The following is a 25,067-nucleotide window of genomic DNA, read 5'->3' as shown; positions in this document are numbered from 1 at the left end:
CGTCGCGGATCAGGGCGGCGGCCGCGGGCCGGGTCAGATTGTCGGTGGCCTTTGATAGCTTGGCAGTAAGAGATCGACGCGGCAGTCACCACCGGCGACGGAGCCAGATGGGGCCACAACGACGGGGGCACAGTGTTTTTCCTTGAACCTGAGGAGCCGGGCTCAGCACCGGACCTGATTTACTCTGCGAGCGATCTTGTGGTGGCCGCGAGCTGCGAGTACCAGCTGCTCCGGAAACTCGACGAGAAACTGGACCGCACCGCGAAGGCGGATTTCGGCGAGGACGAGATGCTCAAGTACGCCGCCCGACTCGGCGATGTCCACGAGCATAAGGTCCTGGCCGGTTTCGTGGAGCAGTTCGGCCCGTGGGATCCGGCCTCCGGGCGCGGCGTGTACGACGTCGTCCCTGCCAAGAACATGGACCGGGCCACTCTTGAGGCCAAACACGCCGAGTCCATCGAGGCGCTGCGGTCGGGCGCCGACGTCGTCTTCCAAGCGGCCTTTTTCGACGGCCAGTTCCACGGCCGCTCCGACTTCCTGGTGCGGCAGCCGGACGGAAGCTACGCCGTGTTCGACACGAAACTGGCCCGCCACGCCAAGGTGACGGCACTGCTCCAGCTTGCGGCCTACGGGGACCAGCTCCTGAAGGCCGGCATTACACCCGATCCCGCCGTCACCCTGGTCCTCGGCGCCACAGTCCCGCTGCCCGGCGGCGGTTTCGACTACCTTCGCAGCCACCACAAGCTGCCGGACCTCCTGCCGGTTTTCCGGGAACGCCGCGAGCGCTTCCTCGCCCTGACGTCGGAGCATATGGCACAGCCTGGCCCCGTTGGCTGGGGCACGGCCGGCATCACCGCCTGCGGCCGCTGCGACTACTGCCAAGAGATGGTCAAAGCCACCGACGATCTCCTCCTGGTGGCGCGGATGAACTCAACACAACGCAAGGCCCTGCACGCGCGGCAGATCTTCACGGTCAAGGAACTCGCCGAAGCAGACCTTGCCGGTGCGAACGGCGCCCTGCAGCGGCTGCAGGACCAGGCCCGCATGCAGAACGGGACGGGCACTCCCGACGGCAGCGTCCGGTACGCCAAGGACGGGGCGGAACACACCATCAGCTACCGGGTGATCCCGGAGAACATCCTGGCCGAACTGCCGCCACCGAGCCCGGGGGACATCTTCTTCGACTTCGAAGGCGACCCGCTCTGGCAGGACAGCGCCACGGGGGCCTGGGGACTGGAGTACCTGTTTGGCGTTATTGAGGCACCAGCCGCACCGGGCGCGCCCGGCATCTTCAGGCCGTTCTGGGCGCACAGCCGGGAAGCCGAGAAACAGGCGTTCCTGGATTTCCTTGATTACGTGGAAAAGCGCCGGCAGGACTACCCGGACATGCACGTCTACCATTACGCCGCCTATGAGAAGACCGCTCTCCGCAAGCTCTCGGTCGTGCACGTCGCGGGCGAGGACACAGTGGATGGCTGGCTGCGCGACGGGCTGCTCGTTGATCTTTACCAGACGGTGCGGAACAGCCTCCGGATTTCCGAGAATTCCTACAGCATCAAGAAGCTCGAACCTCTCTACATGGGAACGAGACTCCGCTCCGGAGACGTGAAAGACGCCGGCGCCTCCGTGGTTGCCTACGCCCACTACTGCCAGGCACGCGACGACGGGCAGACCGAGGACGCCGAGAGAATCCTGACCAGCATCTCGGACTACAACGAATACGACTGCCTCTCCACTCTGGAACTTCGGGACTGGCTCCTGCGCCTGGCCGAGGAGCGCGGAATCGCGCCGCGGGCCGTGACCGGCGGCACTGGCGGCGGTCTGTCGGGATCGGCGTCGGCGGCGGACGGCTCAGCAGCCCGCGCCCCAGCCGCCCCTTCTGCCGACGTCTCCGCCCTTCCTCCGTCCGGCGAAGATGCGGCGAGCGATCCCGCCCTGACTCCTGCCGAGATCGCGCTGATGACGTTCGCGGCGCCCGGGAACGCATTGCCGGAGGACGACCGGAAGGCCGTCGCGATGCTGGCGGCGGCGGTCAGCTACCACCGCCGCGAGCGGAAGTCCTTCTGGTGGGCGCACTTCGACCGGTGCGAGAACGGCCCCGACACGCATGACCGGGACAGGAACGTGTTCCTGGTCGAAGCCGCCGAGATCCTGGACGAGTGGCAGCAGGTCGGGACCAAGCTTCCCGAACGCCGGGTCAAGCTGACCGGCACCGTCAGCCCGGGCTCGGATCTGCGCGAAGGCAGCAAATGGTTCCGCATGTACGGCGTCCCGCTTCCAGCCGGACTCGACGGCACAGGGAAGGACAGTGCCGGGCGCAACGGCTGGTTCGGAACGGAGATTTTGGAACTGGGCCACGATGACGGGAAGGACACAGTTGTCATCCGGGACCGGCTGCATCGGAAAATTCCACCGCACAATGACCTGCCCGTGGCGCTCACGGAGGACCAGCCCCTCGCCACGAAGAGCATTGAGGAAGCGTTGCAAGCCCTCGCCGGCCGAGTGGCAGTCGGCCTGGAATCCTCGTCCCTTCCCAAGCATCCCGGGCTGGACCTCGTCCGCCGCCGGCCGCCGCGGCTGGCCACCGGCGGTCCGCTCCCGCAGCAAAGTGTTGGGCCGAACCGGTTCATCGACGCGATCACGGAGGCTGTTCAGGATCTGGACCACTCCTACCTCGCAGTGCAGGGTCCTCCGGGCACCGGCAAAACGCATGTGGGCTCCCACGTCATCGCCCGCCTGGTGGAGCGGGGCTGGAAGGTCGGCGTCGTCGGGCAGTCCCACGCCGTCGTCGAGAACCTGTTGACCACCGCCGTGACCAAGGCCGGGGTAGACCCCGCGCGCGTCGCTAAAGAGGTGAAGCACAACGGCCCCCTCCCGTGGGATCGCCGCACCGCCAAGGACGTCTCGGCTGTCCTCGGGTCTGCAGGCGGGGCGCTGATCGGCGGCACCGCGTGGACAATGACAGGCGCCACGGTGCCGCCCGGATCGCTGGATCTCCTGGTGATCGACGAGGCCGGACAGTTCTCCCTGGCCAACACGCTGGCCGTGGCCCAGGCCAGCAGCCGGCTGCTCCTGCTCGGCGATCCACAGCAGTTGCCCCAGGTCAGCCAGGGCCGGCATCCCGAACCCGTCGACGAGTCCGCGCTGGGCTGGATTTCCGCCGGGCACGCGACGCTTCCGCCCGAACTCGGCTACTTTCTGGCTGACTCCTGGCGGATGAATTCCAAGCTGTGCCTGGCCGTGTCGGAGCTGTCCTACGAGGGCCGTCTGCGGTCGGCGCCAGCGGCGGACCGGCGGCAACTGGCCGGCGTCCCCGCCGGGATCGAGACGGTCATGGTCGAGCACAGCGGCAACACGACGTCCTCCCCCGAGGAAGCGGCGGAGGTCGTCCGGCAGGTGCGGCGGCATCTAGGACTTTCCTGGCACACCGGAGACGGCACGAGGCCCCTGGCTGAAACCGACATCCTGGTGGTGGCCGCCTATAACGCCCAGGTCAACACCATCCGCGACGCACTGGAGGGTGCAGACCTGACTGGGGTGCGGGTGGGGACCGTGGACAAGTTCCAGGGCCAGGAAGCCGCGGTGGTCATCGTGTCCATGGCCTGTTCGGCCGCTGCCGAGGCTCCGCGCGGGATGGAGTTCCTGCTCTCGCGCAACCGGATCAACGTGGCCGTGTCCCGCGGGCAGTGGCGCGCCGTGATTGTCCGCGCGGCGGAGTTGACCAACTACCTCCCCACGCATCCCGAGGGCATGGAACAACTGGGCGGCTTCATCGGCCTGTGTCAACGTTCGGTCCGCGCCTAGTTCCTCCTGGGACATGTCCATTCTTCGGCCGCGGCGTAGGACAAGTCCGTCCGCCGGCACCCGCATCAAGGGACATGTCCACGCTTCGCCACCACTGACGAAAATGCCCATCCGCGGGCACTGAACTGGTCCCCGCACCCAGGACATGTCCACTCTTCCCTACCACCGAGGGACAAGTCCATCCGCGGGCACCCGCCCCCAGGGACATGTCCACTCTTTGGCCGCGGCGTAGGACAAGTCCGTCCGCGGGCACCCGCATCAAGGGACATGTCCACGCTTCGACGCGGCCACTGAGCACAACAGCATCATGTCCACTGCTCGAGGCCAGGATTGGACATGTCTCGTGGGGCGGGACCGTGGCTGGGCCTGACTCTGAGGCCCAGCCCGGCGCGTAGGACATGTCCATTCTTGGGCACCCGCACCGCAGAGCATGTCCACTCCCAGGCCCGCTCCCCGAGGCACATGTCCATTGCTGGGCGCGGCCACTGAGCACAACAGCATCATGTACACAGCTCAAGGCGAGGACTGGACATGTCCCGCGGCGCGAGCGCTGGGGGGCGCCCAGGACTGGACATGTCCCGCGGCGAGCTGCCTGCGGGGCGGGCGGCCGCCTACGCCGGGAACCGGTCCGCGAGCAGCAAAGCTTCGTCGAGCACCCGCCCGAAGTTCGCGGGGTCGTGCGCGAAGCGGCCCAGGAATAATCCGGAGACGCCGTCGAGCGTGGGCAGCAGGCCCGGCTTGGCCGAACCGCCGTAGATGACCGGCAGCTCCGGCACCCCGGCCGCGGCGAGCAGGTCCCGGAGCCGGCGGATGACGTCGGACACGTAGTCCGCGCCGGCCGGCTCGGCCGCGCCGATGGCCCAGACCGGTTCGTAGGCCACGACCAACCGGCCCGCGAGATCCCAGTCGCCGTCGACCGCCGATTCAATCTGGGCGTACACGTGGTCCGACGCGGCAGCGGGCAGCCCGCGGCCGGTCTCCCCCACGCACAGCAGGGGCGTCAGGCCGGCGTCGTCCGCGGCCCGGGTCTTGAGGGCCACCATGGCGTCGTCCTCGCCGAAGTGCCGGCGGCGTTCGGCGTGCCCGATCTCGACGAGCGGGACGCCGAGTTCCGCGAGCATGGACGGGGCCACCTCGCCGGTCCACGGGCCGTCAGCCCAGCCGCAGTTCTGGGCCCCGAGCAGGAGCGGCGACCCGGCCAACAGCTCAACTGCCGCGGGCAGGACGGGGAAGGACGGGATCACAAACGGGACAACCCGCCCGGCCGCGAGGGCCGGACGGGCGTCCACTTCGTGCCGCAACTGCGCCAGCCAGTCCAGGCTGTCCCGGTAGCCCAGATACATTTTGGTGCTGACACCGACCAGGATGCCGGGGACGGACGATGGGCTGCTGGGCGTCTGCTGCATTGCGGTGCTTTCTGCGGGGTTCAGGCGAGCTGATCTGAAGGGGTGTTACTGCTCCAGCAGCTCGTCGGCCTTGTTGTGGAACCGCTTCGTCACATACATCATGACCGCGGCCAGGAACGGGAGCACGCCCAGGGCAAAGACGCCTGCGGAGCCGGTGGGGTCAGCCGCGATCTGGTTAACGCTGGTGCGCAGGATCGGCGCGACGAAGCCGCCGAGGTTCCCGAGCGAGTTGATCAGGCCGATTCCCGCGGCTGCGGCCGTACCGGTCAGGAACGCGGTCGGGTAGGACCACGCGATGGGGCCGATGGAGAGGAAGCTGCAGACGGCAAGGGTGATGAAGATGATGCCGAGTGCCGGGAGGTGGTTGGTGCCGGCCCAGGCGGAGCCGAAGATGCACAGGCCCGTGGAAACGAAGAGCCACGTGCCCCAGACGCGGCGCCGGATGACGGTGTTGGCGGCCTTGCCGATGAAGTAGCAGGCAAAGATGCCGAAGAACCACGGGATGGCGGCCATGAGTCCGACGGCGAGGCCCACCTTCTGGCCGGTCAGCTGCGCCACCTGCTGCGGCAGGTAGAAGGTGACGCCGTAGACGGCGATCTGCAGGCAGAAGTAGATGACAGTGAAGTACCAGACCTTGCCGTTCTTCATGGCGGGGAGCACGCCGCGCGGTCCGGTCTCTTCCTTGACGGTGTCCTCCAGGGCCATGACGTCCTGGAGCGCCTTCTTCTCGTCCGTGTCCAGGAACTTGGCGTCCTGGGGGCTGTTGATGAGGAAGAAGTACGCGGCGACGCCGGCGAGGACGGCCAGCATGCCTTCAACGAAGAACATGACCTGCCAGCCCTCGACGCCGGGAACCTGGTCGCCGATGTTGATGAGCCAGCCCGACAGCGGTGCGCCCATCATCTGGGAAAACGGCTGCGCCAGATAGAAGATCGCGAACATCTTGACGCGGACCTTGTTGGGGAACCACGCCGCCAGGAACATGATGACGCCCGGGAAGAGGCCCGCCTCGGTCACACCCAGCAGGAAGCGCAGGATGATGAAGGACGTCTCGCCCTGCACGAACGCGAAGCAGGCAGACACGATGCCCCAGGTGATGGCGATGCGTGCGAGCCACACCTTGGCGCCGAACTTGGTCAGGAGCAGGTTGCTCGGGATTTCGAACAGTGCGTAGCCGATGAAGAAGATCCCGGCGCCCAGGGCGAAAGCGCCGGCGCTGATGCCCTTGTCCACTCCGAGGGCAGCTTCGGAAAAGCCGACGTTGGTGCGGTCCAGGAAGGCGACGACATACAGGATCACCAGCATGGGCATGAGCCGGCGGGATGCCTTGGAGATGGCCGATTTAAGGACCGGCGTCTCCAGTAAGTCCCGGGTGGACGTTGTTGTTTCGGACATCAAAATACTCCTCGTCGAGCAATCAGTGGTGTGACCCGGTGGGGTGATGGGGGTGAATCAGGTGCGTGGAGAGCAGACCGGACCCGGCCCGGTGGGGCCGGGTCCGGTCAGGAGAATATTTCTAGAGCGAGAAAGCGATCATCAGTACCCCGGCCAGGCAGGCCAGGATTCCGACGGCGAGGTAGATCTTGCGCCCCTTGCTCCAGGATCCGAATCCCGAGGATACGGCTCCCGGAGTGGCGCGGGTTTGGCTGTGTTGTGCCACGGTGTTTCTTCCTTAGTGCATGTAAAGCCCGCCATCCACATTCAGCGTCTGGCCGGAGATGTACCCGGCGTCCTCGCTGATGAGGAAGGCGATGGCTGCTGCGATGTCCCGGGTGGAGCCAACGCGGTTGACCACGAGGTCCTGGGTGAGTTCGTTCTTGCGTTCCTCGCTGAGGGTGCCGCCCATGATGTCGGTGTCGATGGGGCCCGGTGAGATGGCGTTGACCGTGATGTCGTATTCGCCCAGTTCCCGCGCGGTGGACCGGGTCAGGCCGATCACGCCGGCCTTCGCCACCGAGTACGGCGTCTTGGAGAACGTGCCGCCGCCGCGCTGGGCGGAGACGGAGGAGATGTTCACGATGCGCCCGATGCGGTTCTTCACCATGGATTCCGCTACCCGGCGGGTGGCGTAGTGGACGCCGTTGAGGTTGATGTTGAGCACCCGGTCCCACTCGGCCGCGTCGAGCTCCAGGTACGGAACCGGCGAGCTGACGCCGGCCACGTTGGCGAGCGCCACGATCTGCGGCAGCTCGGCCTCGATGGCGTCGATCGCGGCACGGACCGAGGCTTCGTCCGAGACGTTGGCGCCGGCGCCGAAGGCCTGGACGCCGTACTCGGCGGCCAGTTCCTTGGCCGCAGCCTTGCAGCGGGCATCATCGAGGTCGATGATGCCGATGTTCCAGCCCTGTGCCGCCAGGTAGCTGGCGGTCGCGCGGCCGATGCCTCGCTCGGAAACGGCACCGGTGATGATCGCGGTGCGTTCTGCGGGGAAAGCGCTCATGGGAATGCTCCTGAAGGTGTGAAGAGTGGAGGGAATCAGTTGATGGGGGCGGGGCCGAGCTCGTCAATGAGCTTCTGCATGGCCACGTACGCCTTGTTCCGGTACGCGATGAGCTCCGGGGTGCGCTCCGCCGGGACGTTGAGGAAGCCCGCTCCGGACTTGGTGCCCAGCTTTCCGGCTTCCACCAGGTCGGTGAGGATCTTCGGTGTGGCAAAACGCTCCGGGAAATCGGTCTGGAGCGATTTGTAGCAGAAGTTGTAGACGTCCAGTCCGGCCATGTCGGCGATGGCGAAGGGCCCGAAGAACGGCAGCCGGAAGCCAAAGGTGGTGCGGACCAGGGTGTCGACGTCTTCCGCCGTCGCGATTTCCTGCTCCACGAGTTGGGCGGCCTCGTGGAACAGCGCGTACTGGAGCCGGTTGAGCACGAATCCGGTGACGTCCTTGACGACGGCGGTCTGCTTGCCGGCGGCGTGGACCAGTTCGCGGACCGCACCGACCGTGGCCGCGGAAGTGCCGGCGTGAGGGATGATTTCCACGCCGGGGATGAACGGCGACGGGTTGGAGAAATGCACGCCCAGGAACCGTTCCGGATTCGTGACGGGTTCGGATAGATCCGCGATGGAGATCGTGGAGGTGTTGGAGCCGATGACGGCGTCAGGACGGGCGGCCGCGCTGATGCGGGCCAGCGTCTCGTGCTTGATCGCGATGACCTCGGGGACGGCTTCTTCGATGAAGTCGGCATCCGCCACGGCTTCCTCGATGTCCTTGGCGGCCCAGAGGTTTTGCTTCAGGATGGCGGTGGCGCCCTCCGGGAAGAGGCCGTCGGCGACAAACTGGTCGGATTCGGTCAGGAGGCGTTCGTAGTTCTTCTGGGCGACTTCGGCGGACACATCCGCCAGCGCCACCCGGGCTCCGCCGAGCGCCAGGACCTGGGCGATGCCGCCGCCCATGTACCCGGAGCCGACGACGGCGATCCTGCGGGCGGCGTTGATGGCGGCTGCGGTGTTTGCTGATTCAGTCATGTTCAGTCTGCCTTCGTGTAAACAGGTTCATACGAGCAAATGGCCTCCACCTTCGCGGCGGAGGATGAGTTTTCGTCGAAGCGGTGGCCCAGCCATTCGCCCACGAGCTTCTTGGCGAGTTCCAGCCCGATGACGCGCTGGCCGAGCGTGAGGACCTGGGCGTTGTTGCTCAGGACGGAGCGCTCCACGGAGTAGCTGTCGTGGGCGGTGACGGCCCGGATGCCGGGGACCTTGTTGGCGGCGATCGCCACGCCCAGGCCGGTGCCGCAGATCAGCAGCGCCCGGTCGGCGTCGCCCTCGGCGACCTTGCGGGCCGCGTCTACGGCCACGTGGGGGTAGGCGGTGGAGTCGTCGGGTCCGACGCCGATGTCCAGCACGGAGGCGACGCGGGGGTCGGCTTCGAGCAGTGCCTTCAGCGCGTTCTTGTATTCGACGCCGGCCTCATCGTTGCCGACGACGATGCGCCAGCCTGCGGTGTCAGTCATTTTTTGCTCCATTTCCGGCCGCTGCGGCCAGCCTAGAATTGTCGGCTCCCGGAGTCCCGGCGCCGGATTCGATGTATGTCGCGATCCGCTCGGTGATCAGTCCGAAGGAGACCGCACCGGGATCGGGGTGGCCCAGGCTCTTTTCAGCCAGGGGGCGGGCCCGGCCCTTCAGGGGTCGAAGGTCAGCAGTCTGCCGGGCAGCCTCGGTTGCCGCCGCCGCGGCCCCGGTGAGGGCACCGCTGAGGCAGGCGCCGCTGTCGGACGCTTCAAGGAAGGCGTCCCGGAACGGCAGGAGGGCGTCCACCATGGTCTTGTCCCCCGGTTCTGCCTTGCCGAGTTCGGTGATGGCGTCCGTGAACGCGGTGACGGCGGCGGCCGCATCCGCGGCCCGGTATGACTCGCGGTTGCCCAGGGCCAGGCCGGCAGCGATCACGGCGGATCCCCACAGCGCTCCGGAGGTTCCGCCGGCGCGCTCGCTCCACGCTTCCCCGGCCGCGGTGAGGACGCGTTCAACCGAGGCTCCGGCCGACGCGTTCTGCTCGCCCGCGGCTGCCGCGGCGTCGACGCCGCGGCGCATGCCGATGCCGTGGTCGCCGTCGCCGGCAATGGCGTCCAGGTTGCCCAGTTCCTCAACATGTTCGACGACGACGTCGCGCACCTGGGCGAGCACGGCTGCTGCCAGCCGGCCGAGGTCCGCGGACGCCGCGGTGGCCTGCTCGGTGTTTTCGGCTGCTGTGTCTTCCGGACCGGCAAGTTCGCGGCGGGCGCGGGGCGCGAGGTTGCCCTTGCGGAATGCGGGGGTGTCGGCGGGGGCGGCCCAGTACTGCTCAAGTTCATCGTCCAGCCAGAGCAGCGTCAGGGAGAGTCCGGACATGTCCAGGCTTGTGACGAGCTCGCCGCATTCCGGTTCCACCACGGTGAGTCCGGCGGCGGTGAGCAGCTTTTCGATCTTGCCGAAGAGCAGGAACAGTTCGTCGTATTTGACGGTGCCGAGGCCGTTGACGATCGCCACCACGCGGGTGCCGGCGTCGTCCGGCTTGTCGGCCAGGAGCCTGGACACCAGAAGGTCGGCCAGTTCGGAGGCTGTGGGCATGGGGTGGTCGGAGATGCCGGGTTCGCCGTGGATGCCCAGACCGAGGGACATGTGCCCCGCGGGGACCGAGAACAGCGGCGCGTCAGCACCGGGCAGGGTGCAGCCGTCGAAGGCGACGCCGAGGGACCGGGTGCGGTAGTTGGTCCGGATGGCCAGGCGTTCGACGTCGTCCAGGCACAGGCCGGCCTCGGCGGCCGCACCGGCGATTTTAAAGACCGTCAGGTCGCCAGCGATGCCGCGGCGCTTCTCGATCTGATCCAGCGGGGCACTGGCGATGTCGTCGGTGACCAGGACCGTGCGCGTCTCGATGCCTTCGGCGTTGAGGCGCAGTTGGGCCTGGCCGAAGTGCAGGACGTCACCGGCGTAGTTGCCGTAGCTCAGCAGCACGCCGCCGCCGGCGTTGGCCGCCTTGGCCACCCGGTAGACCTGGCCGGCCGCGGGCGAGGCGAACATGTTGCCGCACGCCGAGGCGGTGGCCAGGCCCGCGCCGACGAGTCCGGCGAAAGCCGGGTAGTGCCCGGAGCCGCCGCCGATCACCAGGGCCACCTGCCCGGCCGGGACCTCGGTGGAGCGGACGACGCCGCCGTCGACCCGGGCCACGTAGCCGCGGTTGGCTGCGACGAAGCCGTCCAGTGCCTCATCCGCGAAGTCGGCGGGGTTGTCGAAGATCTGGGTCATGGTTCCTCATTGAATCCGTGTTGGGATGTCGTGCTGGATTGAATCCGTGTTGGGGATGTCGTGCTGGAGATCTAGGGTGGTGCGGCCGCCCCCCCAAATGGCCTGGCGGCCGCACCGGACAGGGTTAGACGCCGGCGAGCTCCGCGGCTGCGGGCTGTTGCCGGCCCTGGGCCACCTGGCTCTGCCCGAGGGTGTAGCCGTCCGTCTTCGGCAGGACGTGGCGGCGGAGGTAGTCCTGGTTGCTGGCCGTGACGCTGAGGCCGTCGCCGCCGTAGTGCTCGGTGCACAGGATGCCCTGGAAGCCGACGGAGAGCGCCACCTTGAACGCCTCACGGTAGTTAATGAGGCCGCTTTCCATCGGGGCGGGCATGGCGACGTAGGTGTCCCGGGCCACGTCCTCGTCGCGGATGTAGTTCTTCATGTGCCAGTAGTTGGAGTACGGGAGGGTCTTGGCGACCATCTCGCGCCAGTCCTCAATCGGGCGGTGGAGCCGGATGAGGTTGCCAAGGTCCGGGTTGAGCCCGACGTTGGCCAGGCCGATGTCCTGGACCAGCTGGACGGAAGAATCCGCGGTGCCGAGGTAGGTGTCCTCGTACATTTCGAGCGACAGCAGGACGCCGACCTCGGCCGCGTGCTGGCCGAGCTCCCGCAGCCGGGTCACGGCCTTGTTCCAGGTTTCCTTGTCCCCCACCGGGTCCTTGTAGCCCTCGAGGGTCCAGAACCAGAGCTGCTTCTGCTGCTCGGCGGTGATGGCCTGGTGCAGTCCGAACGAGACCACCTCGCAGCCAAGCGCGGCCGCGGCGTCGATGGTGCGGTGGCTGTAGGCCAGGTTGGCCTCCCAGTTTCCCTCCTCGATGACGCTGCGGCGGATGGCTGAGATGACCGGGACGCCGATCCCGACGGACTCCGCGGTCTGTTTGAACTCGGCGAGGCGGGCGGGGCTCAGGTCGCCCGGGCGGACCCAGCTGTCCGTGAGGTCAGCGTTGGCAAAGCCGGCGTCCTTCACTTCCTGGAGCACCTCGGCCCAAGCAGAGGCCGGCGCGTCGTTGACGTGCGTGCCCCGGGCGTCGGTGCCCGGGAACTGCAGCAGGGCCGCGGTGATGGGCCAGTTTTCGGCGGTGTAGGCCATGGGGTCACTCCTTCGTGGAATCCTGTTTCCTATAGGATTTACTATCCGGCGGGATGTTGTCAAGGTCACAGGTCCGCAGACGCCTGCTTTGCGGCGAACGCCTCGGTAGCGAAGACCCCCGGGTTCAGGACGTTGGCGGGGCGCTCCCCCGCCGCCACGGCCAGGATCGATCCGATGGCGGCCGCGGACACGTCCTGGGTGAAGTCCTCTGTCCAGCACAGCGAGTGCGGGGACAGCACCACATTGTCGAAGGTGAGCAGGTCGTCGTCGGGCAGCAGGGGTTCCGGCTCAAAGACGTCCAGGCCCGCGCCGGCGATGCGGCCGCCCCGCAGCGCTTCCCGGAGGGCATCGGTGTCCACGAGTTTTCCGCGCCCGATATTGATCAGGTAGGCGCTGGACTTCATCTTGGCCAGGGCGGCGGCGCCGATCAGCTTTTCGGTCGCCGGCGTGAGCGCCGCGCAGAGCACCACGTAGTCCGAACGTTCCAGGAGATCGTTCAGGCCCAGCAGTTCGACGCCGAGTGCGGCGGCCTCGGGGTGGCGGCCGCTGCGGTTGTTGCCGACCACCTTCAGCCCGATGGGGGCCAGCAGCCGCGCGAGCTCGGCACCCACGCTGCCGAAGCCCACGATGCCCACCGTCTGCCCCACGAGCGGTGCACCCCGGTAGTGCTCCCGCTGCGCCCAGTCCGAGGTCCGGGTGAGCCGGTCCTTGGCCAGGAGCTTGTGCGAGAGCGCCAGGAGCAGGGTTAGCCCCGCCACCGCCAGCGGCCGGCGAATGGCATCCGGCGTATTGGTGACGACGATGCCTGCGCGGGTGCAGGCGTCAAGGTCGATGGTTTCGTAGCCTGCGCCGAACCGAGCGATCAGCCTTAGGTCCGGCGCGTGGTCCACTGTGCGCGAACCGAAGGCGATGTGCCCCAGCGACAGAACAGCCTGGACTCCGGCGAGGTCCTCTAGCGGGACCGGGTCGGTGTAGCTGGGCAGGACCCGCCAGCTGATGCCGTTCTCGCTGAGTCGCTGAAGCCCGAGGTCTCCATGGATTGACGTCCCGTCGGGCCGGGCGGCGTCCGCCGTGACCGCCACGGTGAAGGGCGAGGGTGAGGCGGCCGCCGTCGTCGTTTCCTTTGTTGCGGCGGCCGCCGTCGTCGTTTCCTTTGTTGCTGTGCTCATGCGTCGATGCCGATTTCCGTTTCGGTTTCTGTTTCTTCAGTCTTGCCGCTGATGGGGCCGCGGACCAGCACGGTGTAAGCCACTGCGGCGAGCGCCGCGATGATGCCGCCGATGACGAACGACGGCGCGTAGGACCCGGTGGCGTCGGCGATCACGCCGGTCAGCAGCGGGGCAAAGGCGCCGCCGAAGTAGCCGCCGAAGTTCTGGATCGCGCCGACGGATGCCACCTGGGAGTTGTCCACGACGTCGCCCGGCATGGCCCAGGCCGCCGCCTGCATGGTGGCGACAAAGCCGAGCGCCACGGTCATGACGGCGATGGCAATCGGGAGGGAATCCACAAACGGGATGAGGCAGATCAGGATGCCGGCGACAATAGCGGCCACGGACATGACATGCCGCTTGGCCAGCAGCGGATCGCGGCCTGCCTTCTTGGAGTAGCGCGTCATGACCCAGCCGCCGGTGATCCCGAGAATGGCTGCGCCCAGATACGGTACCGCCGCCAGCCAGCCCGAGGTTGCGATGCTGGCGCCGCGCTCTTCCTGCAGGTAGAGCGGCAGGAAGACGATGAAGATGTTCCAGATCCAGATGACGCAGAAGAAGCCGGCCATCATGCCCCAGATTTGGCGGTGCTTGAAGAGTCCGAGCCAGGAGACTTTCTTGGCGGCGAGGAGCTGGGTGGCGCGCTGGCTTTCGATGTAGCCGAGTTCCTTCTCGCTGATGCGCTTGTGCTCCTCGGGAGCGCGGTAGTACAGGTAGAAGGCCAGCGCCAGCACCAGGCCGGCGACGCCGAGGAAGATGAAGATAGCCTGCCAGCCGAAGGCCAGCATGATGGCGGTCAGAACCGGCGGGGCGATGGCGGGTCCCCACTTGGAGCCGCTGTCCCAGATCGCGGTGGCCTGGCCGCGCTCGGCGCGGGGAAACCAGTCAGCCGTGAGCTTGGCGGAGGCCGGCCCGTTAGGTGCTTCGGCGACGCCGAGCAGGAAGCGGAAGGTGATGAACTGCCACATCTTGCCGCCGATCGCCATCAGCGCGGTGGCGATGCTCCAGCCCGCGATTGCGAGGAAGTACATCCGGCGGGCGCCGAGCTTGTCCACGAGCCAGCCCGCCGGCAGCTGGGCAAATGCGTAGGTCCAGGAGAACACTGTGCCCAGGAGCCCGATGTCCGTCCGGGTCAATCCGAAATCTTTGATCAGTTGCGGTGCGGCGATGGAGATGGCGCTGCGGTCCATGTAGTTGATGATGCCGGCCGCCAGCGCCCAGCCGAGGATCCACCACCGCAGGTTCTTGATGGTACGGCGCGTTGCTGACTCTCTGGGCCCTGCGGCCAAAGTCTCTGTGTGCACTCTTCACTCCCTTGTGATTGCGGCAACGGCCCCTGCCGTCACAATCAGCGATCCTATAGGGTATTTTATTGGCTGTGAAGAGGGTCACAAAAGAGTATTTTGCCGCTGACCTGCGGCGATGGCGGCTTTCTCTAGCGGTTTAGCGCCCGGCTAGTCGGCGGGGGCGTCAGCGATGGCACGGCCGCGCACCATGCGCACGTGCTCGGCCATGGCGGCTGCGGCCTTCTCCGAGTCCCCTGACGACAAGGCGTCGAGCACGGCCTGATGCTCGGCGATGGCGTGGTCGGCGTCCGTGATGCCCACTCCCCCGAACAGACGGAAGCGCTGAATCTGCCCGCCGAGGGCGGCATAGGCTGCCACCATGAACTGGTTGCCCGTCTGCTCGGCGATCAGCCGGTGGAACCGCTCGTCGGCTTCTAAGTAGTCACGGAATTCAGCAAAGGTCGGTCCCCGCGGAGCATCCTTGAGATCGGTGACTGCCTGCGTCAGTTCGGCCAGGCGGCTCGGCGTCAGCCGGGCACAGGCCAAGCGGGCATTGACAGGCTCAATCGCGAGCCGGGCTTCCATGAGCTCGGCGAAGTCCTCCCGGGTGAACACGGGCGCCACCCGGTAGCCCTTGAGCGCTACGCGGCGCACCATTCCCGTGTGCTCCAGCCGCGCAAGTGCTTCCCGCACCGGTGTGGGGGAAACATCGAGTTCCCGCGCAGTTCCATCAATGCTCACCGCCGCACCGGGTTCCAGCCGGCCATCCATCAACGACGCCAGTAGTTCTTCATAGACGTGGTCGGCTAGGACCTGCCGGCTGACCGGACGGCCCGAGGGGCGCCCCTCAGGACTGCCGGCAGTGGAAGCTAGTTGCATGTTCAGATCCTATAGGACCTGCGGCGGGGCGGCTCCCTCCGGGACATGCCCCGTCCCGGCCCCTCCCGCGGGACATGTCCACCGGTGGGGCGGCTTGGGGTGGCCCCCGAAAGGACATGCCCTCCTCCGCCCGCGACCATCCAACTTGCCCAGCGCGGCCCCTCCCCGAGTGGACATGTCCATCGCCGGGGTGGCCCAGCAATGGACATGTCCAGCCGCGGCCCTGAGCTCGGAGCATGCACAGTGCTGAGACCATGCAGCAAGGAACATGTCCACGGGCCAGGCTCGGCGCGGGGCATGTCCCTCCGCGGGTCCAATGCCGGAGGGGCATGCTCATTCTTGGACACGAACAGTGGGCAGAAGGGCATTCTGCCCACTGTTCCTGGCATCCACGGCACATGTCCAGCCACGGGTGCAGGTGCTGAAACCGATCCCGCGACCAGTTCTAGTTCTGGTACGCCGGGTAGTCCGTGTAGCCGGTCGCCCCGTGGGCGTAGAACGTGGAGGGATCGGGCTCATTGACGGGAAGGCTCTCGCGCCAGCGGCGGGCGAGATCCGGGTTCGCGATGGCTGGGCGTCCCACTACGACGGCGTCAGCGTGGCCGTCCGCCACGAGCGCCACGGCCTCGTCGCGGGTCGTGATCTCGCCGAATCCGGTGTTCAGCAGGAAGGTCCCGCCGAAGCGTGCACGGAGATCCTGCACGAGTGCACTCGTTGGCTCCTTGTGCAGGATGCTGAGGTACGCCAGGTTCAGGGGTGCCAGGCCATCGACCAACCGGCCGTAGGTCTCCTGGACATCGGCCGCGTCCAGTTCGAGGGCGCCCTGGACGTTGTGCTCGGGCGAAATGCGGATGCCGACGCGGTCTGAGCCGATGGCTGCGACGACGGCCGCCGCCACTTCGATGACAAAGCGGGCGCGGTTCTCAGGAGACCCGCCGTAGATGTCATCGCGCTGGTTGGCCGCAGGGGTCAGGAATTCGTGGAGGAGGTAACCGTTGGCGGCGTGCAGCTCCACGCCGTCGAATCCTGCCTCGATGGCTTTGCGCGAGGCGGTGACAAATTCCTCGACAATGCCGGGCAGTTCCTCAGTGGTGAGTGCGCGCGGGACGAGGAACGGTTTCTTGCCTGCGTAGGTTCGGGTTTCGCCGTCGATCGCAATGGCGCTGGGTGCAACAACCTCATGGCCGCCCGTGGTGTCCTCGTGCGTGACCCGGCCGGCGTGCATGACCTGGGCGAAAATCCGGCCGCCTTCGGCGTGGACAGCGGCCGTGACGTCGGCCCAGCCCTTGAGCTGCTCGGGGGTCACCAGTCCGGGCTGTCCCGGGAAGCCCTGTCCGGCGTGGCTTGGGTACGTGCCTTCACTGACAATGAGGCCGAGCGAGGCGCGCTGGCGGTAGTGCTCGACAACCAACGGACCGGGGATTCCCGCCTCGCCGGAGCGGAGGCGGGTCAGCGGTGCCATCACGAGTCGGTTGGGCAGTTCCAGCTCGCCAAGGGTCAGCGGGGAAAACAGCATGCGCAGTTCCTTTCACAGTGAATGGGTTCACTGGCGACAACTGCGAGGCGTTTGCAACCATTCCCGCTGAGACTCGAATCACCCCCACAGTTATCCTCGCGTATGCACGACGACGGCGGTCGCGACGGCCGGGACCGCCACCGGCGGTGCACCGCTGATTCGGCGCTGATCAGGACTGGGCCACAGTGACGGCGGATGCGGCGGCATCGGTGGGCGTCGGGACTGTGGTCACGGTGCCGCCGGGGCGACGCCGGGGCAGCCTTGGCCGTGGGGGTTCTCCAGGCAAGTGTCGGCATAGTTCCTTGTGATCGACCGCCAGACGCTGACGGTCTGCGGCGGCGAACTGAATTGGCCTTGGCCTGGGATGGGCAATTGCGGTCCGCCGTTCACGGAGTAGGTGCCCTGAAAGTGTGTTGTCAGAACCACCCTGAAGTCACCGGTCTGGGCATAAACGTGGCTCGTCAGGGTCTTCTCGCCCCAGCGGTCCTGCGGAAGCGGCCCGCCAGCCGCAGTTTGAGGACCCAAAGACGTCCCGTCGCCGTACCTCCACGTGTACTGCACCGGTTTGGCGGTGATGAAGACATCTTGACCCAGCATGTCTACGTTGAACGTTTGTTCCGAGGCTTCCGCATAGAAATTAGTTTCCGCACCTCTGAGCGTATGCGGACTCGGCTGCAGAACCGTCTTTCCAGGGGTTACTGGCAGCTGCTGGAATTTGGTCTGAATCTGGGCCGCAATCTGGCCCAGCACGTCTACCGGCTTCTCGAGATAAACGCAGCGATCGGGAGGAACCGCTGACCATACGGGCGGGTCAAATACGCGCAGTGAGGTATACCAACGCACAGGTCGCCCACCGGGCGCTTGGTCACACCGCACCGCTCCAGTCAGACAAGGAACGTCGAAGTTGTTCCCTGCTGGATCCAGACAGAGATATTCGAATTTGTAGATGTTGGGATTTTCGGCCACGGCTCTTGGTGCATCCACCCATACACCAGAAGAAGGGTCTAGGTGCCATGAAGATACTGCGACACCGGTCTGATCCCAGCCGCCCTTCACAGGAGAGTCCGAAGAATCTGCTCTCGCTTCTAAGACCGATGGTCCGGAAAGAAGAATGAGTGTCACAAGGAGTGGAAGAACTCTGCTGGCGATGGAAATCACCGGCTCTTGGCCAAGTGCTCAACAGTAACGGCTCTCCAAGCACCGTCTCCATACGACGCGATCATGATGTCGCCGGCTGCGGGGCCTCGTTCTGTCTTTTCATCCAAGGTCTTATCGCCCCGATAGTAGGACAGAGAGTCTTGATACACCTGAATCAGCACTTGATACTCAGCCGGTCCTGTCTCCACGAAATTGGTCTGCACCCCCTCCACAACCATTTTTCCACCGGCCAGCCACCTACCCTCGGAATGCCATCCTTGGACAACTTCCTTCACCCGTTCACAAGAGGCGCATGTCGGACTCGACACCAATTCCAGCGGTTTCATATCTCCTGTCTCGTATGCGTAGGAGAGGGTCGAGTACCAATACCGAGCAAACGCCTCAAGCCCTTCCTTCGTCTCCGCCTTGGCCGCCTCCGGCAACACGGGAACCGGGACGTTTTGGGCCTTGCCGGTCGCGTCGGCGGGTTTGTAGACGGCGCTGGGCGACGGGGTCGCAGTCGGAGTGGGAGTAGACGGCGCGGAAGGACTTTGAGCATCAGAAGGTGGAGAAGCGGCCGGCGGCGTTCCGCCACCGCTGCAAGCTGTGACCGACATCAGGGAAATGAAAACCAGGGCAGAAACGCAGGCCCGCAAAGATCCGGTACGCGAAGTGCGAGATGGCATGGTCAGCTACTCCCCCGATAGAAATCAAGACGCGCGAGTCCAAGCAATGCTTAAGAGTAACCGACGTCACATTCTTAGCGAAGAAGTTATCCACAGGCACGTATACGCATTCTTCGCCGCCTCGGAGGTGATTTTGTAGCCGCTGACGCCTGGGCACCGAACCGTCCTCCGGCCTCCCCTCGGCCAATCAGCCCGGCTTCATTCGCCAAGACCCGCAACCACCACATCCAGACCCCCAACACGCCAAAAGGGCGCACCCGCCGGCGATGCGCCGGCCGATGCACCCTTACGTCCCCAAGGGAAGGCCCGGGGGAAGCGAAGAGGAAGCGGCTACTTCTTCTTATCCGCGCCCAGCCCCGAACCACTGCAGGATGCCATGGCCCCCTGGCCCGTTCCTGAGTTCTTCGAGGTAACGTCCTGGTGGGAGGTGCCTCCGCTGGTCCAATAGCTGACGGAGGCCTTGCCGTTGGTGGTCACCCCGTATTCGACCTTGTGTTCGGAGTTGAGGGTCTGGTCCGCCGAAGAGACTGCAGCAGCCAGCACGGCCATCCAGATCGCGGCGATCACGACGCCGAGAATCCCCAGAACGAGTCCCGTCACGGCGGCGCCCTTCTTGGCGAACTTCCGGGTGACCCCGATGATGGCCAACGAAACGGCTACGCACGCCGGCCACACCCCGCGTCAACGCGCTGTCCCAAGCGGCTTCGGTCCTTTTGCCCCTAGCAAGCGTCTGCTGGGTTCTGAACAATGAATCCATGATGTTTGAACACGAAGACGGCAACCCGGTCCTGATCCTGCAGGACGAGCAATCGTGGAAATTGTTGGAAAGCACGAAACACGGCCGGCTCGTTGTTACCGTCGCCGGAGAGCCCGATATTTTCCCGGTGAATTACGTGGTCGGAGACCGGAAGCTGTTCCTCCGCACCGCCCCCGGGGACAAGCTGGCCGAGCTCACCATCAACGCCAAGGTGCTCTTCGAAACCGATGGCATCCTGTCCGAGGAAGCGTGGTCAGTAGTCCTTCGTGGCACTGCCCGCGTTCTGGATCAATCAGCGGATATCGCCGCCGCCGAGACGCTCGGGCTGAGATCCTGGGTTCCAACATTGAAGGACTTCTACGTCGAAATTACGCCAACGTCGGTCAGCGGCCGCCACTTCCAATTCGGCGAACAACCGGAACGGGATATCTAACTTTCGACGCCGCGTCCCGGCAACCCTTGGGCGCCCTGGAGCGGGCGCCAACAACCGGCAGCCGCAGAGACGCACCGCCTAGACTTAAGCAATGGCGGACAAGCTGACTCCGGAGCGGCGCAGCTGGAACATGTCCCGCATCCGGGGCAAAAACACGAAGCCGGAGCTGCTGGTCCGCCGGTTGCTCCACGCGAAGGGGTACCGGTATCGGCTGCACGGCAGCGCGCGCGGAGGCAAGCTCCCGGGCAATCCCGATCTCGTCTTCGCCGGCCGACACAAGGTCATTTTCGTCAACGGCTGCTTCTGGCATTTCCACGATTGCCGGGTGGGCCAGCACGCACCCCAGGCCAATGCAGAGTTCTGGGAAACCAAGCGCACTCGAACCCGGACCCGCGACGCCGCCCAGCGGCTCCAGCTCGAAGGCGCCGGCTGGGACGTACTCACGGTGTGGGAGTGCGAGCTCAAGGATCCCTCCGAACTGGAGTTCCGACTCGACACTTTCCTCCAAGGCCCGCCGGCGGCGTGAACGGACAGCCCCGAGGACGTCCGACATGCAGCAAAAAACCTGCGTGTCGCCAAGCCCTGCTTTCAATCCAGCTGGCCGGCCTCAGCTAGTATTCGACTCCGGGGGACCCACACACAATTCGAGCGGTACCATGCGTACTGCACTAAGGGGAGAAACGCGCGATGCCGCACCTGCTGATGTCCAACGACGAGCCCGAGACGGCTGCCGCCCCCGCAGACTCCAGTCCCACAGTTCTGCCGTTCCGTCGTCTCAGCCACACCGCACACCGTGCCGTCCGGCCCCGGCAGTTCCGCGGCGCGGATCGGGACCCGGATCTGGAGCCGCTGCGCCGGCAGTCGACGTCCATCATTGACGAGGTTCTCGCCGGCACCGACCCGGAAGAAGCCGACGTGCGGGAAAAACTTCGGTGGCACGTCGCCAACAACCCGGGCCAGCCGGAAAAGGCTCTCCTGGAGCACTTGATGACCGTTGGCGTCCGGCAGGACGAATCCGCCTAGCCGGCTCAGCAATCTAACCGGCTGACCTATCGATACTGGCCTGCCGGAGCACTTCGCCCCAGGACTGCTGGGCAAGATCCGCCACAGAGGCCAGAATTTCCGACGGCGGCAACGACAGATCCAGCGGAAACTCGACAATGTCGATGTCGGTATTGAGGATCCGGCGCAGCTTGATTTCGCCTGCGCCCGGGTAGATGATCCACGCCGTCGGGACGCGCAAGGACGTGCAGTAGGCCAGCATCCGGTAGTGGTCGCCCGAGAGCGACGCGCCGGCGTCGGCCGCGGCCTTGTACTTGGCGTCGTACACCATCACGGGCCGGCCGCCGAGCAAATGGACGGCGCCGGGCTGAACCACGATCCGGTCCGAGTCGCGGACGGCCTCGTTGAGCAGCGCGTTGTAGCGCAGCCGCATCTCGCCGGGGTAGGCGGACATCGCCTCGCGCAGGGCCGTCCCGACGAAGTCCTCGAACACCTTGGCCATGTCCACGACGAACGACGCCGACTGCTGCCTGCCGTCGCCGGCCTCCGCCGAGGCGTTGCGCAGGATCAGTTCGGCGAGCCGGAGAGCCGAGTGGTAACGGGCATTCATCCGGCTGGGCCGCCACTGCGGCAGCGGCGCGCCGGACTTCAGGCGCGTCACGGCGTCGAGCTTTCCCTTCAGCTGCCGGAGCCGGCTCAGGACCTCCGGCCGCACGCGCGGCACCTGGGCCATCCGTTCCAGGGCGGCGCGCAAAATCCGGTTCTCCGCGATGTCCTCGGTGAATTCGTCGTAGGAGACTTCCAGCGGGACCAGCATTCCGGGCCGGCGGGAGATCTGGTCCGAGATGCGGATGCGGCCTTTAACAGTCCGAAGTGATTCCTCCACCATCAGGTACCCCTGCAGCACCCCGCGGCTCAGGGCTCTATCCGCCAGCTGCGCCAGGGATTCGGCCAGGGCGCTCCAAAGATCGGTGTGCTCCACCGCGGCCACGGCATCGTCGCGGAACCCTGGGTCTCCCGCATAGCTGAGCAGGAACAGGAGCCGGCTCAGCCCGAGCCTGCCCTTCGGCCGCACCTCCAGCTGCACCGTGGGGGTACGCACGGATCCCACGGTACCCACCGGTTCGATCCGGTACAGGCCCATGCCCATCGGCGAGGCCTTCGCCAGGCCGCTGGCGTTGACGTAGGCGGCAGTGGCCGAATCAAGCCGCTCCACAAGGCCGGCAGAGAGCTCGTCAAGCACGATGTACCGGCAGGCTGCCGCCGCGGATCCCCCGCGGCCAACCGCCGCTCCACCCGCGCCCGACGGACCCCGCCCGGCTCCGGCCCCGTCCGCTGCACCCCGTTCAGACCCTGCGCGGCCGGTCGAACCCCCGTCCAGGGCTGCGGTGTTCCCGGCCGGCAGCAGCCTAGGCGTGCGCAAGACGGCCGAGGAGTTGTTCCAGTCCGAACCGTTCTTCGAGCTGGGCGCGGTTGAGCTGGCCATGATAATGCTCCTCCAGCAGCGGCATGAGTTCGTACTTCCAGATCCGGCGGAGCCCCTTGGGCGTCTGGGCGGATTTCTTCATGAAGTAGGAGGGTCCGATCATGAGGTCCCGGTCCCATTCGTCGATCGCGTCGTTCAAGGCGTCCAGCAGCAGCGCCGGCGTCGTGTCCAGGTCACGGGCCTGCAGGAACCGCAGCAGCGATCCCTTCACCGGTTCCGTCTTCGGATGGAGCTCGATGAAGGAGAAGCGCCGCCGGATGGCGGCGTCCATCATCGCGATGGAGCGGTCCGCGGTGTTCATGGTGCCAATGATGTAGAGGTTGTCCGGCAGCGTGAACGGCTCGTTCGGGCTGTACTGGAGGTAGATCCGGTCATCGCGGTATTCGAGCAGGAAGTACAGCTCGCCAAACACCTTGGCGAGGTTCGCCCGGTTCATCTCATCGATGATCAGGAAGTACGGCTTGCTCTCGTTGCCCGGTTTCGCCGCCTCCTCAGCGAGCCGGCGCAGCGGACCGGCGACGAGCTTGAAGGACACCTGGCCCTCGTCCGTCTTGTCCGGTCGGAAGCCTTCGAAAAAGTCCTCGTAGGCGTAGGACGGATGGAACTGGACGAGCTTGACCCGCTCGTCCGTGGTGTCACCGGCGAGTTCGGCGGCGAGGTGCTTGGCCAGATACGTCTTGCCGGTCCCCGGCGGGCCGTAGAGCACCAGCTGCCGGTTCTCCTCGAGGAGCTCGGCGATTTCCTGCAGCGGTTCCAGGTCCATGTGCAGCGACGCGGCGAACTCCGGCGTCAGCGGACGGAACCCCTCCTCCACGGGCTCGACGGCGGCGTCTGGCTCGGTGCCCTCTTCCGCCTCTTCCGCTTCGGCGGGCAGGAGCGCCTCGAGCGCCTGGATCACGCGGGTGATGTCCACGATGTTGCCGGAGGTGGTCAGCTGGCGCTGTATGTGGCGGGGCAGTCCGGTGACGTCGTGTTCCTCATCGAACCAGCGGACCTTGCGGCGGAGCTGGCGGTTGTCCTTGGCATGCTCCGGTTCGCCCAGGACCACGCCGATCCGGACCTTGCCCGAGCTCTGGTAGAGCGCCAGGTCGCCGGGCTTCATCACTGTCAGGAAGGCGAAGACGGCGGTCTTGGTGTCCTCACGCTCCACGTAGCCGAGGTGCTTGTAGTCCTCGTCCACCGCGTTCTGCACCAGCCCGGCGGTGACGCCGGGGTCCAGCAGGCGGAGATGTTCGACGTCGAGCGTCACCGCTTCCTCGTCCCGCCACTCCCCCAGCAGTTCGGCGTTGTCGTGGTGGGTGCGCAGGAGCCAGGCGCGGCGGCCGGGGTCGCCGACCTTGCGCCACTGGCTCACCAGCTGGCGGGAGTACCAGTCGATCCGCTGCCCGGCCTGCTGATCCAGGTGCAGGCGGATCCTGTGGATGTCGGCCGAAATGTCCTCGTCGCTGTCCCCCTTGGCCCCGCCCACCAGGGAAGCGAAGGCGTCGCGGATCTCCTGCCGCTCGACATCGGCCACAACCGGTTCGAAGTAGCTGGGCCAGACCAGGAATTCTATGCTGCGGCGGATGGCGGGCTGGTCATCCGGGGTCCCGGCTACCAGCCGGTGGAACGCCAGCGGATCCTTGACCGCGGCCTGGACGACGTGCGCCGGCCGCTGTGCCACGTGCTGGACAAAGCGGCAGAGCCATTTCAGGTGGTCCCAGATGGTCCAGTTGAATTCCGCGGTGCGGTCCCGGATTACGCCGTGATCCGTCATGCCGGCGTAGAGCTCGTCGGGGAGCTCCAGCGGCGGCTCCAGCCAGGACGCAGCCTCGGCGACACGTGCCCGCTTGACCTTGAGCGACTTGACCTCGTGGGCCAGCGGCAGGGACTGCAGGAAGAGCAGTTCCACCGCCAGTTGTTTCGCCCCGCGCGTGGCGCCTTCCAGGTTCTGGCGCAGGTTGGTCATCATCGGTGCTTTGGGGTCGGCGACGCCCCGCTCAAGACGTTCCAGCAGCTCCGCGGAAGCCTGGACGGACCATGTCTTCGTCCGGCCGTCCAGGGCGGATGCCTTGCCGAGCAACCCCGGGCCCAGCACGAACCACGCAGCGTCTTCAATCTCCTTGGAGATACCGAGGGCACGGTGCAGGGCAGGCTTTTTGGCTGGGGTCATACGTTCAATTTACAGGCTAAAACTGAACGTACGCATTTAACGCCGCCCCGTAACTACCGTTCAGTAGAAACCGAGCCGGCTGCCGGCGGGGACTATCTCGTGGCAACCCGACGCTTCACGCCGAAGGTGAAGTAGCTGGCCGGCCCGATGAAGTTCACCAGGGTGGCGAGCCGCCACAGCCCCTTGCTGCCGCGGATTTCCTGGGCCGGCCGGCGCGAGATATCAAGCTGGGCAGCGGTGAGCAGCGCCAGCTGGACCGTCCCCGCAGTGACTGTTCCGAACCGCGCCATCGGCGACAGTTCTTTCCACGACTTCTTCCGGGGGTGCCTTCCGTGCACGTCCCTCCGCGTGTGTGGGCCCATGTTCTTGTGCACATTCTTCCCTACGTTCACAGCGACCACTGCTCCTTTAGCGTGCTCCTACAACGTCCGGAGTGTTTATTGTAGGAGCGACGCCGGAACCGAGGTA

22 protein-coding genes are annotated in these 25,067 nt (G+C 66.2%); 4 read left to right on the top strand and 18 right to left on the bottom strand.

Annotated features, from left to right (window positions below):
* The first annotated feature begins 132 nt into the window (after positions 1 to 132).
* Complete coding sequence (locus BM372_RS12570) at positions 133 to 3,804, top strand: TM0106 family RecB-like putative nuclease (RefSeq protein ID WP_090955722.1); 3,672 nt, start codon at positions 133 to 135, stop codon at positions 3,802 to 3,804.
* Between the two features lie 611 nt (positions 3,805 to 4,415).
* Here the strand turns inward: BM372_RS12570 and BM372_RS12565 are convergent.
* The 15 genes from BM372_RS12565 to BM372_RS12495 form a co-directional block, all read right to left on the bottom strand.
* Positions 4,416 to 5,210, bottom strand: a complete 795-nt coding sequence (locus tag BM372_RS12565; protein WP_090955720.1) for a triose-phosphate isomerase family protein — start codon at positions 5,208 to 5,210, stop codon at positions 4,416 to 4,418.
* Between the two features lie 45 nt (positions 5,211 to 5,255).
* Positions 5,256 to 6,605 (bottom strand): MFS transporter, encoded by a 1,350-nt coding sequence (locus tag BM372_RS12560; RefSeq protein ID WP_090955718.1) that lies wholly within the window; start codon positions 6,603 to 6,605, stop codon positions 5,256 to 5,258.
* A 121-nt stretch (positions 6,606 to 6,726) separates the two neighbouring features.
* The gene (locus tag BM372_RS20720; RefSeq protein WP_177235989.1) at positions 6,727 to 6,870 is read right to left on the bottom strand and encodes a hypothetical protein; all 144 of its coding nucleotides are present in this window, start codon (positions 6,868 to 6,870) and stop codon (positions 6,727 to 6,729) included.
* A gap of 12 nt (positions 6,871 to 6,882) precedes the next feature.
* Entirely contained in the window at positions 6,883 to 7,650 is a 768-nt protein-coding gene (locus BM372_RS12555) for an SDR family NAD(P)-dependent oxidoreductase (protein WP_090955716.1), read from the bottom strand.
* Positions 7,651 to 7,685: 35 nt separating this feature from the next.
* Positions 7,686 to 8,672, bottom strand: coding sequence for a 3-hydroxyacyl-CoA dehydrogenase family protein (locus tag BM372_RS12550; protein ID WP_090955715.1), 987 nt, complete (start codon positions 8,670 to 8,672; stop codon positions 7,686 to 7,688).
* Positions 8,673 to 8,674: 2 nt separating this feature from the next.
* Complete coding sequence (locus BM372_RS12545) at positions 8,675 to 9,157, bottom strand: ribose-5-phosphate isomerase (protein WP_090955713.1); 483 nt, start codon at positions 9,155 to 9,157, stop codon at positions 8,675 to 8,677.
* Positions 9,150 to 10,928: a dihydroxyacetone kinase subunit DhaL gene (dhaL, locus tag BM372_RS12540; RefSeq protein ID WP_090955711.1), complete on the bottom strand. Its 1,779-nt coding sequence runs from the start codon at positions 10,926 to 10,928 to the stop codon at positions 9,150 to 9,152. The genes BM372_RS12545 and dhaL overlap by 8 nt, the downstream gene beginning before the upstream one ends.
* Before the next feature lie 124 nt (positions 10,929 to 11,052).
* Complete coding sequence (locus BM372_RS12535; protein WP_090955709.1) at positions 11,053 to 12,057, bottom strand: sugar phosphate isomerase/epimerase family protein; 1,005 nt, start codon at positions 12,055 to 12,057, stop codon at positions 11,053 to 11,055.
* Between the two features lie 65 nt (positions 12,058 to 12,122).
* The gene (locus BM372_RS12530) at positions 12,123 to 13,226 is read right to left on the bottom strand and encodes a 2-hydroxyacid dehydrogenase (RefSeq protein WP_090955707.1); all 1,104 of its coding nucleotides are present in this window, start codon (positions 13,224 to 13,226) and stop codon (positions 12,123 to 12,125) included.
* Entirely contained in the window at positions 13,223 to 14,569 is a 1,347-nt protein-coding gene (locus tag BM372_RS12525; protein WP_256214230.1) for an MFS transporter, read from the bottom strand. The genes BM372_RS12530 and BM372_RS12525 overlap by 4 nt, the downstream gene beginning before the upstream one ends.
* A gap of 150 nt (positions 14,570 to 14,719) precedes the next feature.
* Positions 14,720 to 15,430, bottom strand: a complete 711-nt coding sequence (locus BM372_RS12520) for a GntR family transcriptional regulator (RefSeq protein WP_090955705.1) — start codon at positions 15,428 to 15,430, stop codon at positions 14,720 to 14,722.
* 445 nt (positions 15,431 to 15,875) lie between these two features.
* Positions 15,876 to 16,946 (bottom strand): alkene reductase, encoded by a 1,071-nt coding sequence (locus BM372_RS12515; RefSeq protein ID WP_090955704.1) that lies wholly within the window; start codon positions 16,944 to 16,946, stop codon positions 15,876 to 15,878.
* Positions 16,947 to 17,174: 228 nt separating this feature from the next.
* Complete coding sequence (locus tag BM372_RS20715; protein WP_256214229.1) at positions 17,175 to 18,104, bottom strand: PKD domain-containing protein; 930 nt, start codon at positions 18,102 to 18,104, stop codon at positions 17,175 to 17,177.
* Positions 18,101 to 18,700, bottom strand: coding sequence for a DUF6318 family protein (locus BM372_RS20475; RefSeq protein WP_143111477.1), 600 nt, complete (start codon positions 18,698 to 18,700; stop codon positions 18,101 to 18,103). Before BM372_RS20475 ends, BM372_RS20715 begins: the two co-directional genes overlap by 4 nt.
* 399 nt (positions 18,701 to 19,099) lie before the next feature.
* Entirely contained in the window at positions 19,100 to 19,417 is a 318-nt protein-coding gene (locus BM372_RS12495) for a hypothetical protein (RefSeq protein ID WP_143111476.1), read from the bottom strand.
* A gap of 107 nt (positions 19,418 to 19,524) precedes the next feature.
* Between BM372_RS12495 and BM372_RS12490 the strand changes: the two genes are divergently transcribed.
* The 3 genes from BM372_RS12490 (at position 19,525) to BM372_RS21075 (ending at position 20,982) form a co-directional block, all read left to right on the top strand.
* A complete protein-coding gene (locus tag BM372_RS12490) occupies positions 19,525 to 19,959 on the top strand; it encodes a pyridoxamine 5'-phosphate oxidase family protein (RefSeq protein WP_090955696.1) in 435 nt (144 codons plus the stop codon).
* A gap of 91 nt (positions 19,960 to 20,050) precedes the next feature.
* Positions 20,051 to 20,485, top strand: coding sequence for a very short patch repair endonuclease (locus tag BM372_RS12485; RefSeq protein WP_090955695.1), 435 nt, complete (start codon positions 20,051 to 20,053; stop codon positions 20,483 to 20,485).
* A 161-nt stretch (positions 20,486 to 20,646) separates the two neighbouring features.
* Complete coding sequence (locus BM372_RS21075; protein ID WP_256214228.1) at positions 20,647 to 20,982, top strand: hypothetical protein; 336 nt, start codon at positions 20,647 to 20,649, stop codon at positions 20,980 to 20,982.
* 13 nt (positions 20,983 to 20,995) lie between these two features.
* On the opposite strand, the gene BM372_RS12475 is transcribed toward BM372_RS21075, so the two are convergent.
* From BM372_RS12475 to BM372_RS12465, 3 genes are all read right to left on the bottom strand, one after another.
* Positions 20,996 to 22,447: an McrC family protein gene (locus tag BM372_RS12475; protein ID WP_256214227.1), complete on the bottom strand. Its 1,452-nt coding sequence runs from the start codon at positions 22,445 to 22,447 to the stop codon at positions 20,996 to 20,998.
* Positions 22,371 to 24,599, bottom strand: a complete 2,229-nt coding sequence (locus BM372_RS12470; RefSeq protein WP_090955693.1) for an McrB family protein — start codon at positions 24,597 to 24,599, stop codon at positions 22,371 to 22,373. Before BM372_RS12470 ends, BM372_RS12475 begins: the two co-directional genes overlap by 77 nt.
* Positions 24,600 to 24,691: 92 nt before the next feature.
* Positions 24,692 to 24,991: a hypothetical protein gene (locus tag BM372_RS12465; protein ID WP_371261737.1), complete on the bottom strand. Its 300-nt coding sequence runs from the start codon at positions 24,989 to 24,991 to the stop codon at positions 24,692 to 24,694.
* Positions 24,992 to 25,067 lie beyond the last annotated feature (76 nt).

Source organism: Arthrobacter sp. ov118 (assembly GCF_900116495.1).
Lineage (GTDB): Bacteria > Actinomycetota > Actinomycetes > Actinomycetales > Micrococcaceae > Arthrobacter.
This window is presented reverse-complemented; position numbering and strand designations above follow the sequence as displayed.